10 protein-coding genes are annotated in these 13,392 nt (G+C 57.2%); 7 read left to right on the forward strand and 3 right to left on the reverse strand.

Annotated elements, in window-relative coordinates; all coding sequences use genetic code 11:
* Positions 1 to 5 precede the first annotated feature (5 nt).
* Both hisC and ABJM11_RS03720 read left to right on the forward strand, forming a co-directional pair.
* Complete coding sequence (gene hisC, locus ABJM11_RS03715; RefSeq protein ID WP_348295743.1) at positions 6 to 1,061, forward strand: histidinol-phosphate transaminase; 1,056 nt, start codon at positions 6 to 8, stop codon at positions 1,059 to 1,061.
* Between the two features lie 35 nt (positions 1,062 to 1,096).
* Complete coding sequence (locus tag ABJM11_RS03720; RefSeq protein WP_348295742.1) at positions 1,097 to 1,840, forward strand: Nif3-like dinuclear metal center hexameric protein; 744 nt, start codon at positions 1,097 to 1,099, stop codon at positions 1,838 to 1,840.
* 16 nt (positions 1,841 to 1,856) lie between these two features.
* On the opposite strand, the gene ABJM11_RS03725 is transcribed toward ABJM11_RS03720, so the two are convergent.
* Positions 1,857 to 2,297, reverse strand: a complete 441-nt coding sequence (locus ABJM11_RS03725) for a YhcB family protein (protein WP_348295741.1) — start codon at positions 2,295 to 2,297, stop codon at positions 1,857 to 1,859.
* Between the two features lie 313 nt (positions 2,298 to 2,610).
* Here ABJM11_RS03725 and zapE point away from each other — a divergent pair, with 313 nt between their 5' ends.
* From zapE to ABJM11_RS03750, 5 genes are all read left to right on the forward strand, one after another.
* Complete coding sequence (zapE, locus tag ABJM11_RS03730) at positions 2,611 to 3,708, forward strand: cell division protein ZapE (RefSeq protein WP_348295845.1); 1,098 nt, start codon at positions 2,611 to 2,613, stop codon at positions 3,706 to 3,708.
* 65 nt (positions 3,709 to 3,773) lie between these two features.
* A complete protein-coding gene (locus ABJM11_RS03735; protein ID WP_348295740.1) occupies positions 3,774 to 4,958 on the forward strand; it encodes a thiolase family protein in 1,185 nt (394 codons plus the stop codon).
* A 281-nt stretch (positions 4,959 to 5,239) separates the two neighbouring features.
* Positions 5,240 to 7,105, forward strand: coding sequence for a DUF1302 domain-containing protein (locus ABJM11_RS03740; RefSeq protein ID WP_348295739.1), 1,866 nt, complete (start codon positions 5,240 to 5,242; stop codon positions 7,103 to 7,105).
* 33 nt (positions 7,106 to 7,138) lie between these two features.
* Positions 7,139 to 8,500 carry a DUF1329 domain-containing protein gene (locus ABJM11_RS03745; RefSeq protein WP_348295738.1) on the forward strand — a complete coding sequence of 454 codons (1,362 nt, stop codon included), beginning with the start codon at positions 7,139 to 7,141 and terminating at the stop codon, positions 8,498 to 8,500.
* Between the two features lie 237 nt (positions 8,501 to 8,737).
* Entirely contained in the window at positions 8,738 to 11,464 is a 2,727-nt protein-coding gene (locus tag ABJM11_RS03750; RefSeq protein WP_348295737.1) for a LuxR C-terminal-related transcriptional regulator, read from the forward strand.
* Positions 11,465 to 11,467: 3 nt separating this feature from the next.
* Here ABJM11_RS03750 and ABJM11_RS03755 read toward each other — a convergent pair whose 3' ends face one another.
* Together ABJM11_RS03755 and ABJM11_RS03760 are read right to left on the reverse strand one after the other, a co-directional pair.
* Positions 11,468 to 12,364 carry an acyltransferase gene (locus ABJM11_RS03755; protein ID WP_348295736.1) on the reverse strand — a complete coding sequence of 299 codons (897 nt, stop codon included), beginning with the start codon at positions 12,362 to 12,364 and terminating at the stop codon, positions 11,468 to 11,470.
* A 48-nt stretch (positions 12,365 to 12,412) separates the two neighbouring features.
* Entirely contained in the window at positions 12,413 to 13,336 is a 924-nt protein-coding gene (locus ABJM11_RS03760; protein WP_348295735.1) for a glucosaminidase domain-containing protein, read from the reverse strand.
* Positions 13,337 to 13,392: the final 56 nt, after the last annotated feature.

A 13,392-nucleotide genomic window follows, 5' to 3' on the forward strand; every position in this document is an offset into this window, starting at 1 on the left:
GAAAAATGAGCAAGTTTTGGAGTCCATTGGTTGAGAAGCTGACCCCCTATGTACCGGGGGAACAGCCGAAAATGGCCAATCTGGTGAAGCTGAACACCAATGAAAACCCGTTCGGCCCCTCGCCGAAGGTGGTCGAGGCTATCACCGCCGAGCTCAATGACAACCTCCGCCTCTATCCGGACCCTGAAGGGGAGGCGCTCAAGAGCACCATTGCCGAGTACTACGGCGTCAAGAGTGATCAGGTTTTCCTCGGCAATGGCTCCGACGAAGTGCTGGCGCATATTTTCTATGGCCTGTTCCAGCACGGTGAGCCGGTTCTCTATCCGGATATCACCTACAGTTTCTACCCGGTGTACTGCGGCCTCTACAATATCAAGGGCAAGACCGTACCGCTGACTGAGAGCTTCGAGATTGATCCGGACGATTACAGACAGCCCAACGGCGGCATTATTTTCCCGAACCCCAATGCCCCCACCGGTCGTTACCTGGCAATCGACCGTGTTGAAGCCATTGTTGCCGCGAACCCTGACGGCGTTGTGGTGGTGGATGAGGCCTATGTGGATTTTGGTGGGGAAAGCGCCATCAGCCTGGTGGAAAAATATCCGAACCTGCTGGTCAGCCAGACGCTCTCCAAAGCGCGTTCCCTGGCCGGATTACGGGTCGGTTTTGCCGTGGGCAGCGCCGAGCTTATTGAGGCGCTGAACCGGGTAAAGAACAGCTTTAACTCCTATCCGCTGGATCGCCTCGCATTGGCAGGCGCCATTGCAGCCTTTGAAGACGACGACTGGTTCCGGGCCACCTGCGAGGGTGTTGTCGGTGAGAGGGAATGGGTCACCTCCAGGCTGGAGGCGCTCGGATTCGATGTTTTGCCTTCCAAAGCCAACTTTATTTTTGCTCGGCACCCAGGACATTCCGGTGAAGCGCTGGCGAATGGGTTGCGGGAGCAGGGGGTGATTGTGCGCCACTTCAACAAGCCCCGAATTTCCGATTTTCTGCGTATTACCACTGGCACGGCAGACCAGAACAAGCGATTGGTTGAATGCCTTGAAGCGCTGGTGTAACACGTTAAATTCCAGGCACTGAATACGGAGACCCTATGGCATCACGCAGTGAGATCCTCCGCACTCTGAACCTATGGCTTAACCCTGAGAATTTCCAGGACTACTGCCCCAATGGCCTGCAGGTCGAGGGCTCCGAAGAGGTCGGCACCATCATCAGCGGCGTCACTGCCTCGCAGGCTTTGATTGACGCGGCTGTCGACGCTGGCGCCGACATGATACTGGTGCACCACGGGTATTTCTGGAAGGGCGAAGACCAGGCCATTCGTGGCATGAAGCGTGAGCGGATAAAACGTCTGCTGGAGCACGACATCAACCTGGTGGCCTATCATCTGCCGCTGGATGACCATCCGGACTACGGGAACAACCGCCAGTTGGCCGATGTGCTGGGTATACGTGACTCCAAGCCGTTGGGTGGCCTGGTCTGGCAGGGCCAGCTGGAGACTCCGATGTCTCCCGGGGCCTTTGCAGACCTGATTGGGAAACGATTAAATCGTGCTCCACTGCTGGTGGGAGCTGGCCCTGCTGAAATTTCACGGGTTGGCTGGTGCACCGGCGCCGCCCAGGGGTTTATTGGCACGGCGTTGGAGGCCGGGCTGGATGCCTATATCAGCGGTGAGATCTCCGAACCGACAACCCATACCGCCCGTGAATGCGGCATTCATTACTACGCGGCAGGGCACCATGCCACGGAGCGATACGGTGTGCAGGCCCTGGGGCGGGCCCTGGAAGAAGCGTTCGGGGTAAACCACCGGTTCATCGACTGCGACAACCCGGTTTGAGCACCCCGGATGTCCGTCACGCTTTCTGCTCTTTCTCCGCCAGGCCGAAATCTTCAGCCAGCGTCCCTTTCTCTTTGGGGTCGCTTTTCGGAGCGTAGTCCCGGGGCGGCTCTACGCCGTCCTTGCCACGGGAACCCTCTTCCAGGCGGGCTCTGGCATTTTCTTTTTCCAGTTCAAGCAACCAGTCTTCGTCGTTGCACAGACGGTTGGCACCGCGAGCCATGTGCTGGTTCACGTCGCGGTAGGTGTCGTTGAAACGGCGCAGCAGATGAGCAGACTCCATGAAGTGCTCGTTAACCTGGGCCTGGTAGCGGGTGTACTCGTTCCTCAGTTCTTCAATCTGCTGCTCGGCCCGGCGCTGACGCAAGGTGGAGCCCTGACCGGAGCGGCCAACCAGTACCCCGATGACAATGCCAACAATCAATGCGGCGATAGCTGCCAGAATCAGGTTTGTCATAAGCTGTGTCGTCCTTTTGATGAATCGGCCATGCCGGTAGACCGGCAGGTCTGAATGCGCCAGATCCGCTGGCTGTAGTTAACGTGGTTGCAATCCCTTCCCAGAGTATAACGCCCGAAGGCCCCGGCGCACACGAGTGACGCGTGCGCCAATCGTCGTATTGCATCGTATCTCCCGCCTGCCGCTACGGTTCAGGGGGCTCCGGACCGTTCCGGAACATGGCGAAAAAAGCCAGAATCGGCCACAATACGCCGCCGTTATGAATGACCATACTTCGGGAAACGCCTTAATGACACCCCAAAAGCGCATCCATATGACCCCATGGGAACGATACCAGCAGGACCTTGAGCGGCCGGAATTCCAGAAAGACCCGGCCCAGGAAGACGCAGTGCGCCGTTTGCAGTCACTGTACGACAAACTGGTGACGGCGGAAAGGGAACGGGAAAAACCGTTGGTCAAACTGCGCCTCAAGTTGAAAAAGGGCAAGGAAGACCCGGTTAAAGGCCTCTACTTCTGGGGCGGTGTGGGTCGCGGCAAGACCTACCTGATGGATACCTTCTACGAGTCGCTGCCTTTTGATCGCAAGATGCGGGTGCACTTTCACCGCTTTATGCAACGGGTGCATAAAGAGTTGAGGGCTCTGAAGGGCGAGAAAAACCCACTGGACATTGTCGCCAGAATGTTTGCGGACGAAACCCGGGTTATCTGCTTTGACGAATTTTTTGTGTCGGACATCGGCGATGCAATGATCCTGGCCACTCTGATGGATGGCCTGTTCAGCCGGGGTGTTACCCTGGTCTGCACCTCCAATATTGTCCCTGACGGGCTTTATAAGGATGGCCTGCAGCGTGCCCGGTTCCTGCCCGCCATCGATCTGGTGAAGAAACACACGGACGTGGTGAATGTGGATGGTGGTGTGGATTATCGTCTGAGAACCCTTGAACAGGCGGAACTTTACCACTACCCGCTGGACGACGAGGCCGACAAAAGCCTGCAGAAAAGCTACGACAGCCTTGCTGTTGAAGCCGGCAGCCACAGCCTGGAGCTTGACGTTAACGGCCGCAAGCTGACGGCCATCAATCATGCAGATGACGTGGTGTGGTTTGACTTCGAGACCCTGTGTGACGGACCCAGAAGCCAGAACGATTACATCGAGCTGGCCCGGGAATTCCACGCTGTCATCATCAGTAACGTGCCGATTCTGGGCAAGGACAAGGACGACCAGGCCCGACGATTCATTAACATGGTCGATGAGTTTTACGACCGCAATGTGAAAGTCATCATTTCCGCAGAGGCTGCTATTACCGACCTCTATGCCGGTGGCCGGCTCGGGTTCGAGTTTGAACGAACTGAATCACGGTTGCTGGAGATGCAGTCCAGAGAGTACCTGGAAGCGCCTCATCGGGCGTGACGGGCATGTCGGATCAAGAGAAGCGCAACCCGACAACTAACCTTTACGAACAGAGAGATACAATCATGACCACAGACAACGTCGTAATCGTCAGCGGTGTACGCACCCCCATGGGTGGCTTTCAGGGCAGCCTGGCCGCCGTTTCCGCCCCGGAGCTGGGCGCCATAAGTATTGCTGAAGCCATTCGCCGCGCCGGACTGCAGCCCGCGGACGTGCAGGAAGTCATCATGGGAAACGTACTACCCGCCGGCCTCAAGCAGGGGCCTGCACGACAGGCGATGCGTCAGGCTGGCCTGCCTGACAGCACCGGTGCCACCACGATCAACAAGCTGTGCGGTTCCGGGATGAAAGCGGCGATGTTTGCCCACGACGTCATCAAGGCCGGTAGCAACGACATCATGGTTGCCGGTGGTATGGAGAGCATGTCCAATGCGCCCTACATCCTGCAGGGTGTCCGTAGCGGCTATCGTATGGGGCCAGGTCAGGCGCCTCAGGATCACATGTTCCTGGACGGACTCGAAGACGCTGAAACCGGTCGCCTGATGGGTGCCTTTGCCCAGGAAATGGCTGACAAGAAAGGCTATACCCGTGAAGAGATGGACGACTATGCCATTACCTCACTCACCCGGGCAAAGAAAGCCATTGAAGCGGGATTGCTCAAAGATGAGATCATCCCCGTCACCGTGAAAACCCGAAAAGGCGAGGTAGTTGTAGAGGATGATGAGCAGCCCCACAATGCCAATATCGAAAAGATCCCCAGCCTGCGCCCCGCCTTCAGCAAGGATGGTACGGTGACCGCAGCTAATGCTTCTTCAATCTCTGACGGCGCTTCAGCCCTGGTGCTGATGCGTGAGTCCGAGGCCGAAAAGCGCGGCCTCAAACCACTGGCCCGGATTGTTGCCCATAGTACCCAGTCCCAGCACCCGTCCGAGTTCACCTGTGCTCCCGTTGGTGCCATTGAGACTCTGTTCAGTAAGACCGGCTGGACCAAAGATGATGTGGATCTTTTCGAGATCAACGAAGCCTTCGCCATGGTGGCGATGATGCCCATCCGCGAACTCGGTCTGGACCCCGAGAAGGTGAACGTCCACGGTGGCGCCTGCGCCCAGGGCCACCCCGTTGGCTCCACCGGCTCACGGCTGCTGGTTACGCTGATGCATTCTCTCCGACACTACGGCAAGAAGAAGGGTGTTGCGGCGCTTTGCATTGGTGGGGGAGAGGCTACGGCTATGGCCATTGAAATGCTGTGATGCAGGCTGCTCGTCGGTTCGGTAGCGGGTGCGGGACAGAAGCCAAAACCCCGTATTCGCCCAACTGGTTGCATCCGAAAATGTTGACTATAGTGATTCTGTGCGAGGGGAGCCTGCCGCGGAGAGGGGTGTAATCGTAAAATCATACTTTTGACTGATCAAAGCGTCCGATGGCGTTAGCTATAGTGCGAACATCACGAGCACTGTGCATGAAGCCTCCTAACATCGTGAATACCAATAATCAGAGCAGCGACTCAGAACAACAATGGAGTAGCCTTCCAATGACAAGAAAAACACATCAATGGCAGCAGTGGACCAAATTGCCGCTGGCCGTAGCGGTTGCCGCCGGAATGTCCGGCCAGGCAGCTGCCTATTCGTTTTATGTGGGGGATGTGGAAGCCTCTTTTAACACCACGCTGACCGCGGGTGCTACCTGGCGTACCCAGGATCCCGATAAGAGACTGATTGCTCAGGGTAACCTCGGCCCGGAATATACGCCCGGCCAGCCAAAGGCCAATATCGGCGCCTCTACTAACAACTATGACGACGGTAATCTCAACTTCGAGAAAGGGGATACCGTTTCCAAGATCGTCAAGGGCAACAGCGAACTGTTTCTCAATTACAACGTGGACAGCGATGTTCTGACCCGCGTCGGTGGCTTTGTTCGTGGTCGCTACTGGTACGATTTCGAACTGAAAGACGAGAACAGGGCAGTAGACCCCGTTGGCCAGCGCCGCGAGCTGAATGAGGAGGCAAAAGACAACGCCTCTGGTGGCGAGATTCTGGATGCTTATGTGTTTTCTGACTGGTACCTGGGTAACGTGCCGGTAAGCCTTCGCTACGGCAAACAGGTGCTGAGCTGGGGCGAAAGTACGTTTATTCAGGGGGGAATCAACACCATCAACCCGGTAGACGTGCAAGCTTTCCGTGCGCCGGGTTCAGAGCTGAAAGATGCGTTGCTGCCCGTTGAAATGTTCTACATGTCCGCCGGCGTCACTGAGAACATCACTGTTGAAACCTTTGTGCAGGCAGACTGGGAGCCAGTTCGTCCGGATGACTGTGGCACCTTCTTCTCCACCAATGATTTTGCAGCAGATGGCTGTGGCCCGGTTCTCCTGGCCGGTCAGCTGCCTGATTCGCAAGCCTACGCGCAGGGTTTTGTAGCCCCGCGTCTGGCGGATAAAGAAGCGGATTCCAAGGACCAGTTCGGTGTGGCATTGCGTTGGTACGTGCCTGCACTGAACGACTCAGAACTCGGCTTCTATTACATCAAGTACAATAGCCGTCTTCCGTACGTTAGCGGCACAGTTCGGGATGATCGTGAGGGTGAGCGATTTCCCAGCTATTTCATCGAGTACCCGGAGAACATCAACCTTTACGGTATCAGTATCAATACGACAACACCCGGTGGCTGGTCGCTGGGTGCGGAGTACAGCTTTCGGGACAACATGCCGCTCCAATGGAATGCGTTTGAGCTGATCTACGGCGGTCTGCAGCAGGTCAATCCGGAGACCGGCAAGCCGGCGAGCCTGCTTCAGGTGCAACGGGAAGAAGAGAACCCTGGTGTAGATCTCCGCGGAGCTGAAGTAGAGGGTTACGATCGTTACAATGTGTCCCAGGCGCAGTTCACATTGATAAAATTCTTTGATCAGGTCATGGGGGCAAGCCGGCTGTCGCTGATTACAGAATTTGGCGCAACTTATGTTCATGATCTGCCAGACACTGACGAAGCCCGTTATGGGCGTTCCGGTACCTTTGGCATTGGTGAATTGCCTGGTGGCGCTTGTGCTGGATCTGGTCAGAGTGGCCAGGCTTTGAACATCAACACCAACTACTGCAACAACGAAGGCTTTACCACATCCTTCTCCTGGGGCTACCGTACCCGTCTGGTATGGGATTACCTCAACGCGATTGCAGGTATCAACCTGTCACCGCAGCTGGCGTGGAGCCATGATGTGCAGGGCTATGCGCCTTCGCCCGGTGGTAACTTCAACGAGGGCAATAAAGCCATTGGCGTGTCTCTGCAGGGTGTTTACCAGAACCGGATAACCGGTAATATCGGTTATACAAACTTTTTCGGTGGCAAGCCGTATAACGAGTTGACCGACCGTGATTTCGTGAGTGCGAGCCTTTCCTACTCATTCTGATTCGGCCTGAATTCGTTTAACGAGGTAATTTAAATGAAACTGAACAAGAAGCTACTGGCCACTGGCATCCTGTCCGCATCCCTGTTTGCTGGCAGCGCCTTTGGTGCGGTTTCCGCAGAGGAAGCGGCCAAGCTGGGTGAGTCTCTCACGCCGATGGGCGCAGAGAAGGCCGGCAATGGGGACGAAATCCCGGCCTGGGATGGCGGCCTGACAACAGCGCCGGCGGGCTACGAAGGTGATGGTATCTACGTTAATCCGTTCCCGGATGAGCAGCCACTGTTTACGATTGACCAGAGCAACGTTGATCAGTACGCAGACAAGTTGTCACCGGGTCAGGTTGCGATGATTGAGCGTTACGATGATTACAAAATACCGGTGTATCCAACCCATCGTACGGCCGCCTACCCTGATCACGTGATGGAAGAGACTGTTGAGAATGCCACCACGGTTGAGTTGATCAAGGATGGTAACGGCCTGGGTAATTACCAGACTGCGACGCCATTCCCGATTCCCCAGAACGGCCTGGAAGCCATCTGGAACCACATCACCCGTTATCGTGGTGGCTCCGTGCAGCGCAACGTTGGCCAGGTAACACCCACTGAGGACGGTGCGTTCAGTGTTGTGAAATTCCAGGACGAACTGACGTGGAAGACCTACCTGGAGGATTACGAGCCGGGCCAGGACCCTAACGTCCTGTTCTACTTCAAACAGGCCATCACCGCTCCGGCGCGTCTGGCGGGTAATGTGCTGCTGGTTCACGAGACCATCGATCAGGTTGAAGAGCCGCGCCGTGCGTGGGTATACAACGCCGGTCAGCGCCGTGTTCGTCGTGCGCCGCAGGTAGCCTATGACGGTCCGGGTACCGCTTCCGATGGTATGCGTACTTCCGACAACTTTGACATGTTCAACGGTGCTCCTGACCGTTACAACTGGGAGCTGATGGGCAAGCAGGAAATGTACATTCCGTACAATTCCTACAAGCTGGTGGACCGTGACCTGAGCTACGACGAGATCATCAAGGCGGGCCATATCAACCAGGACCTGACCCGTTACGAGCTGCACCGTGTATGGCATGTTCGCGCTACTCTGAAGGACGGCGAGCGTCACATCTACGGACAGCGTGACTTCTATATTGACGAAGACTCCTGGCAGGCGACAGTGATCGATCACTACGACGGCCGTGGTGAGCTCTGGCGCGTTGCCGAGGCGCACAGCATGCAGTTCTACGATCAGGTAGTCCCCTGGTACGCCATCGAGACGCTGTATGATCTGCTCTCCGGCCGCTACCTGGTGCTTGGCCTGACCAACGAGGAAACCAATCCGTATGAGTTTGGCGTTGAGCGTCGGTCACGTGATTACACGCCTGCTGCCCTGCGTCGTGCGGGCACCCGGTAAGCCATTAGCTTTCCGGGAGTAATCCCTGGAACAGAAAACGGCGGGCCCTGTGCCCGCCGTTTTCTGTTCAGTTCCGTCAAATTTTTGCAGCCCACCCCCGCTTTGGTTTAACCTCTCTCTACTAATACTAAAGGCGTACCCGATGCAGGTCGCCGGAATAACGACAAGGCAGAGATTACTTTTGCCGGACAATGGGCCGCCGGGCCTGCAGATTCCGGGTTTTCAACGGGGCAGAGAGTGAAACCATTTGATGATGGCTGTGCGGCCAATGATGAGTTCCAGTCGGTACTGGGTGGAGCACATCGTGGCGAGTTGATCAGGGATTTATTGCGTCAGCGGGTGCGGATGCCAGAACCCGTCCCCAACTATCTCAAAAGACCAGCGCTTACAGAGAAGCTTACTTCGGTGATCCGGCCGGGGCAGGTGCTGTTCGTTGAGGCGCCGTCGGGCTTTGGCAAATCCCACGCTTTGAGTGCCGCTTTCCGTGAAACCGGTCGTACCCCGGAAACCCTGAGATGGCTCAGCCTGACGGGGCAGGAGAACGATGCAGGCCGGCTTATGGCTCTGTTCGATATCGCATTGACTCCCCCGCGTGCTACGCCCCGGTCTTCCAGCCCGCAAAAAGCCGCAAGTTACAACGATGCTCTGGCGATGCTGTTGTCGGACCCTTACTGGAACACCCGAGTAAGCAACGAGCAGGAAATTACCGATACGGAGTCGGGCAGTGTGCTGGTGATCGACAATATCGGAACTGTCGCCAATCCTGCCGCCATAGCGCTGCTGCAGCAGCTTACAGCAAGCACACCCCAGGGACTGGCACTGGTTCTGGTGTCGAGAAAACCGCTGCCGTTTGAAACCCATACCTTCGAACTGGAAGGCCGCTTCAACCGGATCGGCACAGACTCTCTGGAGCTGACCCGTTCCGAAACCTTCGAGTTCTTTCAGACCGCTGTTAGCCGTAACCAGCTGACAACCGTCGCGGTTGAACACCTGTATTCGCTGACGGAGGGCTGGATAACACCATTGGGGCTTTACCAGCGGGAATTGGAGTCTTCCTCTGAGGCCCGGCTGCCGATCCAGGAAACCTTCAGTGTCGAACGGTTTCTCAGGGATGCGGTGCTGGTCCATCTTACGCCAGGTCAGCAGCGCTCCCTGCGTATCATGGCTGAAATGGAAATCGTATCGGATGAGCTCTTTCTGTCCCTTGCCGATGCCGGCTGTGATCACGCTTTCAGGCCATCGGCAGCGGCCGAAACCGGCATACCACTGCGCCCGCTTCCGGGCCGGGGTCGCTGGTTCCGCCTGAACCCACTGCTGCATGACTGGCTGCAGACCCCGACGCTGGATGACTCGCGGGAGCGGGCACTCAAGGCCAGCCGCTGGTTTAGCGCGCGTAACCAGTTCCCTGAGGCGTTGCGTTATGCACTGCTCAGCGGAAACCTGGACGAGTCCGTCCGCATCGCGTCGGAAGGGTCGGAAGCGTTACTGATTGGCCAGGACACAGCATCGTTGTTGCGGCTTCGCCGTTCGCTGCCGGCAGGGCTACTGGAGCGGAGTGCACGATTGAAGATTGTTTACGGCTGGGTTCACGCCATTGGTGGTCAGTTCGGGCAGGCGCGATTGCTGATCAGTGACCTGGACGAGGGTAATCACCCCGAACTCGTGGGCCGTATTGATGCGCTGAGAGCTTTTATCCTTCGCGGCGAAGGCAGTGTTGATGAAGCATTGGCGGTTGCCGACCGTGCGTTGCAGGCCGAGGAATTGTCGACCCAGGGCCAGCTGGTCACCCAACTGGTTCGCTCCAGTGCGCTTTGTGCGGCAGGTAATTTCGGGGAGGCCCGGGAAGCCAATCGGATTGCCGCAAGGCTGGCCAGGGAGGCCGGGGATGGCGGCTCGGAAATCCTGGCCGTATACGCCCACGCGCGGATTGAACTGGGAAAGGGCTCACTGAAACACGCCGAGCAACTGCTGAGAACCGGCCTGGACACTGCCATGAACGAAGCCTCCCGCCCGGCGCGGGTGGGTGAGACGCGGCTGCAGCTCAACCTGGTGATGGTTCTGTGGCACCAGGGCAGGGAAGCAGAGGCCGACCGCCTGCTGGTGACTTGCATACGCCATGCGGAACAGACCCGTGATCTTGGCCTTTTGCTGGCCATGGCGCTGCGAGTGCTTATTTGCCGTACCCAGAACAGGATGGACGATGCGTTTGCCTGGATAGGTCGTGCTGAACGCACCATGCAGTCCTGGCAGGTAGACAGGTCGGTTTACGTGCCGGTTCTTGAAGCACTGAAGATCAGCGGCTGGCTGTCGCTGGGGCAGCCGGATACCGCCGCTCAGGCGATGGAGCGGCTCACCCCCTGGCGGGAAGTGAACTGTGTGCCGGAAATGTTCCCGATGATGCCGGGCATGCTCAACTGCCTGCAGGCGAGGATTGAGCTGGCCAGGGGCGATGATGTAAAAGCGGCCGAAACGGTAAAAAGTATCCGCAACAATAGTGGCGAAACACTGCCGTTCGGGCTGGATATCCACTCAAGATTGCTGGAAAGCATTGTCAGCTGGCGCCAGAAAGGCCCGGCAGCGGCACAGAAAATTCTCGCCGCAGCGATCAATATGGCAGGGGACGAACACTACATCAGCCCGTTTGCCGAACTCAGGGGCGAATTGCAGGAGCTGTTGGAAAAAACCTGGCAACAGTTGCCGGATACCCCTTTCACCGAGTCCGTGGGAAGGCTTTACGGATTGTCGGATATGAAAGAACAGGCACCCCTGGCGGAGCCCATCAGCGAGCGGGAGCAGGGAGTGCTGGAGCTTATTGCCCAGGGGCTTTCGAACCAGGACATTGCCGACCGCCTGCATATCTCCCTGCATACGGTGAAAACCCATGCCCGCCGCATCAACGCCAAGCTCGAGGTGAAATCGCGGACCCAGGCCATCGTCCGTGCCCGGGAGCTTGGGTTGTTGTAAGAGTCAGGCGCCTTGTTTGAGCTCGTCGATGCGGGCGTCTTTCTCGGCCCATAACTCGCTCACCCAGCGCTGGAAATCGACGCGGATGTCACGGTCGTCCTGATAGTCCATGCCCAGGAACCGGGGTGGAATTTCCCTGGTTCGTATATCAATGATGATTGTCTGCACCCGCCCGCACAGATAGTCCCAGATACCGCATTTGCCCCCCGGATACACGATGCTGACGTCCAGCATTGTGTGCAGTGACTCGCCCATGGCTTCCAGCACGAAGGCCGTGCCACCGGCCCGGGGTTTGAGCAGATTCCTGTAGGGTGAGTTCTGGTTAGTGTGCTTGGCAGGAGTCAGCCGGGTGCCTTCCATGAAATTGAAGATGGTTACCGGCGTATACTGGAACTTTTCACAGGCGGCCCGGGTGGTCTCCACATCCCGGCCTTTCAGTTCCGGGCGACGTGCTATCTGTTCTTTCGTATGCCGCTGCATGAACGGAAAATCCAGGGCCCACCAGGCAATGCCCAGAAAAGGCACCCATATCAGCTGCTGTTTCAGAAAGAATTTGAGCAGGGGGATGCGGCTGTTCAGCACGTGCTGAATGGCAGGAATGTCGGCCCAGCTCTGGTGGTTGCAGGTCACAAAATACCAGTGCTCCCGGCTCAGGCCCTCGGCCCCGCGGATATCCCATTCAATATCGTGCAGTACATCGGCCAGCACGTTGTTGAAGCCGATCCATAACCAGGCGATGCGATTGAGCACAATGGTGCACCCCTTGCGGATGGGAGCAGCCGGCAGTATCAGTTTGATAATGGCAAAGACCATCAGGATCGGGAAGAGCCACAACGTGTTGAGCAGAACAAGCACTATTGCAAGCACACCTTTGACCGGTGCAGGCAAGAAACTGAGCATCGACAGCTGTCTCCGGAATACAAGTCTGGGTGGTTACAGGTGGCAGGGTTAACCTTCGCTGCCGTTTGCATCATCTGTGCTGCCCGGCAGCAGGGCTTCTTCCTTGCTGGCGGAGGCAAGCTTCAGCAACTCCTGTGGGCTGCTGTCGCGAACACTGCCAAACTTCTCGTCGTAGTAAGTCAGGTTGTTATAGCGGATCATGCTTCTGATTTCTTTCACGTATTCCTCGCCACGTTCGGAATAGTCAAGCAGGCCCGCAGCAAGGCTTGAACCGCTGGGGGAATTGCCGTTGGTGCGAGCTTCACGGCGGACGTCCCTGAGCTTCTGGTAGGCGGGGTGGCGGTTCAGGTTCTGGATGTAGGAGCGCACCGAAACGTAGGGGGAACTGAAGCTTGCCACTTCATGGCTGGCCCCCTCAACACGGCTTTGAGGCACGATGCCACAGCCTTTCGAGAAGCACCACTGGCCAAACAGGTTGTTTCCCCGACTGGCGAACCGTGAGGTTCCCCAGGCGGATTCGTTGGCGGCCTGCGCCATCACCAGGGAGGGTGGAATTACGTCGAGGCGATACTCGAGCCGCCGGAACATGTCCGGGCTGCCGGGCTCTTCATCAACCCGCAGACGTTCGGCCTGATTTTTCAGCCAGGTCAGCTCTGATTTGGTGAGACTTTCCTTGCCGGAGAGACTGTGCAGATACTCACGCTCGATGAGTATGCGAGAGTTCGCCAGCACGATACGGGGGTAAAGAAACGAAAAGAAGGCCGCCTTCTTTTCAGTGGTGTCGCGATACGTGGAGAAATCCGGCAGATCAGTCCCGGCCCAGCGGGGCAGGGGTGGCAACTGGGCCAGCGCAACGTCGGCTGTGTCATCCCCGCCCCGGTCAAGGTCGGGGTCCGGTGTGTGCAAGGCCCCCCAGAAGCCAAAAGCCACCATCGGAACGACCAGCAACAACACCCGGATACCAGAAGACATACAACCTCACGTTACAATCGATATGACAGCAATTATAACAGGTTATACGAACACGT

Source organism: Marinobacter sp. (assembly GCF_039977835.1).
GTDB lineage: Bacteria > Pseudomonadota > Gammaproteobacteria > Pseudomonadales > Oleiphilaceae > Marinobacter.

What these genes read in the sequence shown, in the direction of transcription:
- hisC (WP_348295743.1), top strand. Translation starts at nt 6, where the DNA reads ATGAGCAAGTTTTGGAGTCCATTGGTTGAGAAGCTGACCCCCTATGTA.
- ABJM11_RS03755 (WP_348295736.1), bottom strand. Translation starts at nt 12,364, where the DNA reads ATGCTCAGTTTCTTGCCTGCACCGGTCAAAGGTGTGCTTGCAATAGTG.
- zapE (WP_348295845.1), top strand. Translation starts at nt 2,611, where the DNA reads ATGACCCCATGGGAACGATACCAGCAGGACCTTGAGCGGCCGGAATTC.
- ABJM11_RS03735 (WP_348295740.1), top strand. Translation starts at nt 3,774, where the DNA reads ATGACCACAGACAACGTCGTAATCGTCAGCGGTGTACGCACCCCCATG.
- ABJM11_RS03745 (WP_348295738.1), top strand. Translation starts at nt 7,139, where the DNA reads ATGAAACTGAACAAGAAGCTACTGGCCACTGGCATCCTGTCCGCATCC.
- ABJM11_RS03725 (WP_348295741.1), bottom strand. Translation starts at nt 2,297, where the DNA reads ATGACAAACCTGATTCTGGCAGCTATCGCCGCATTGATTGTTGGCATT.
- ABJM11_RS03720 (WP_348295742.1), top strand. Translation starts at nt 1,097, where the DNA reads ATGGCATCACGCAGTGAGATCCTCCGCACTCTGAACCTATGGCTTAAC.
- ABJM11_RS03740 (WP_348295739.1), top strand. Translation starts at nt 5,240, where the DNA reads ATGACAAGAAAAACACATCAATGGCAGCAGTGGACCAAATTGCCGCTG.
- ABJM11_RS03760 (WP_348295735.1), bottom strand. Translation starts at nt 13,336, where the DNA reads ATGTCTTCTGGTATCCGGGTGTTGTTGCTGGTCGTTCCGATGGTGGCT.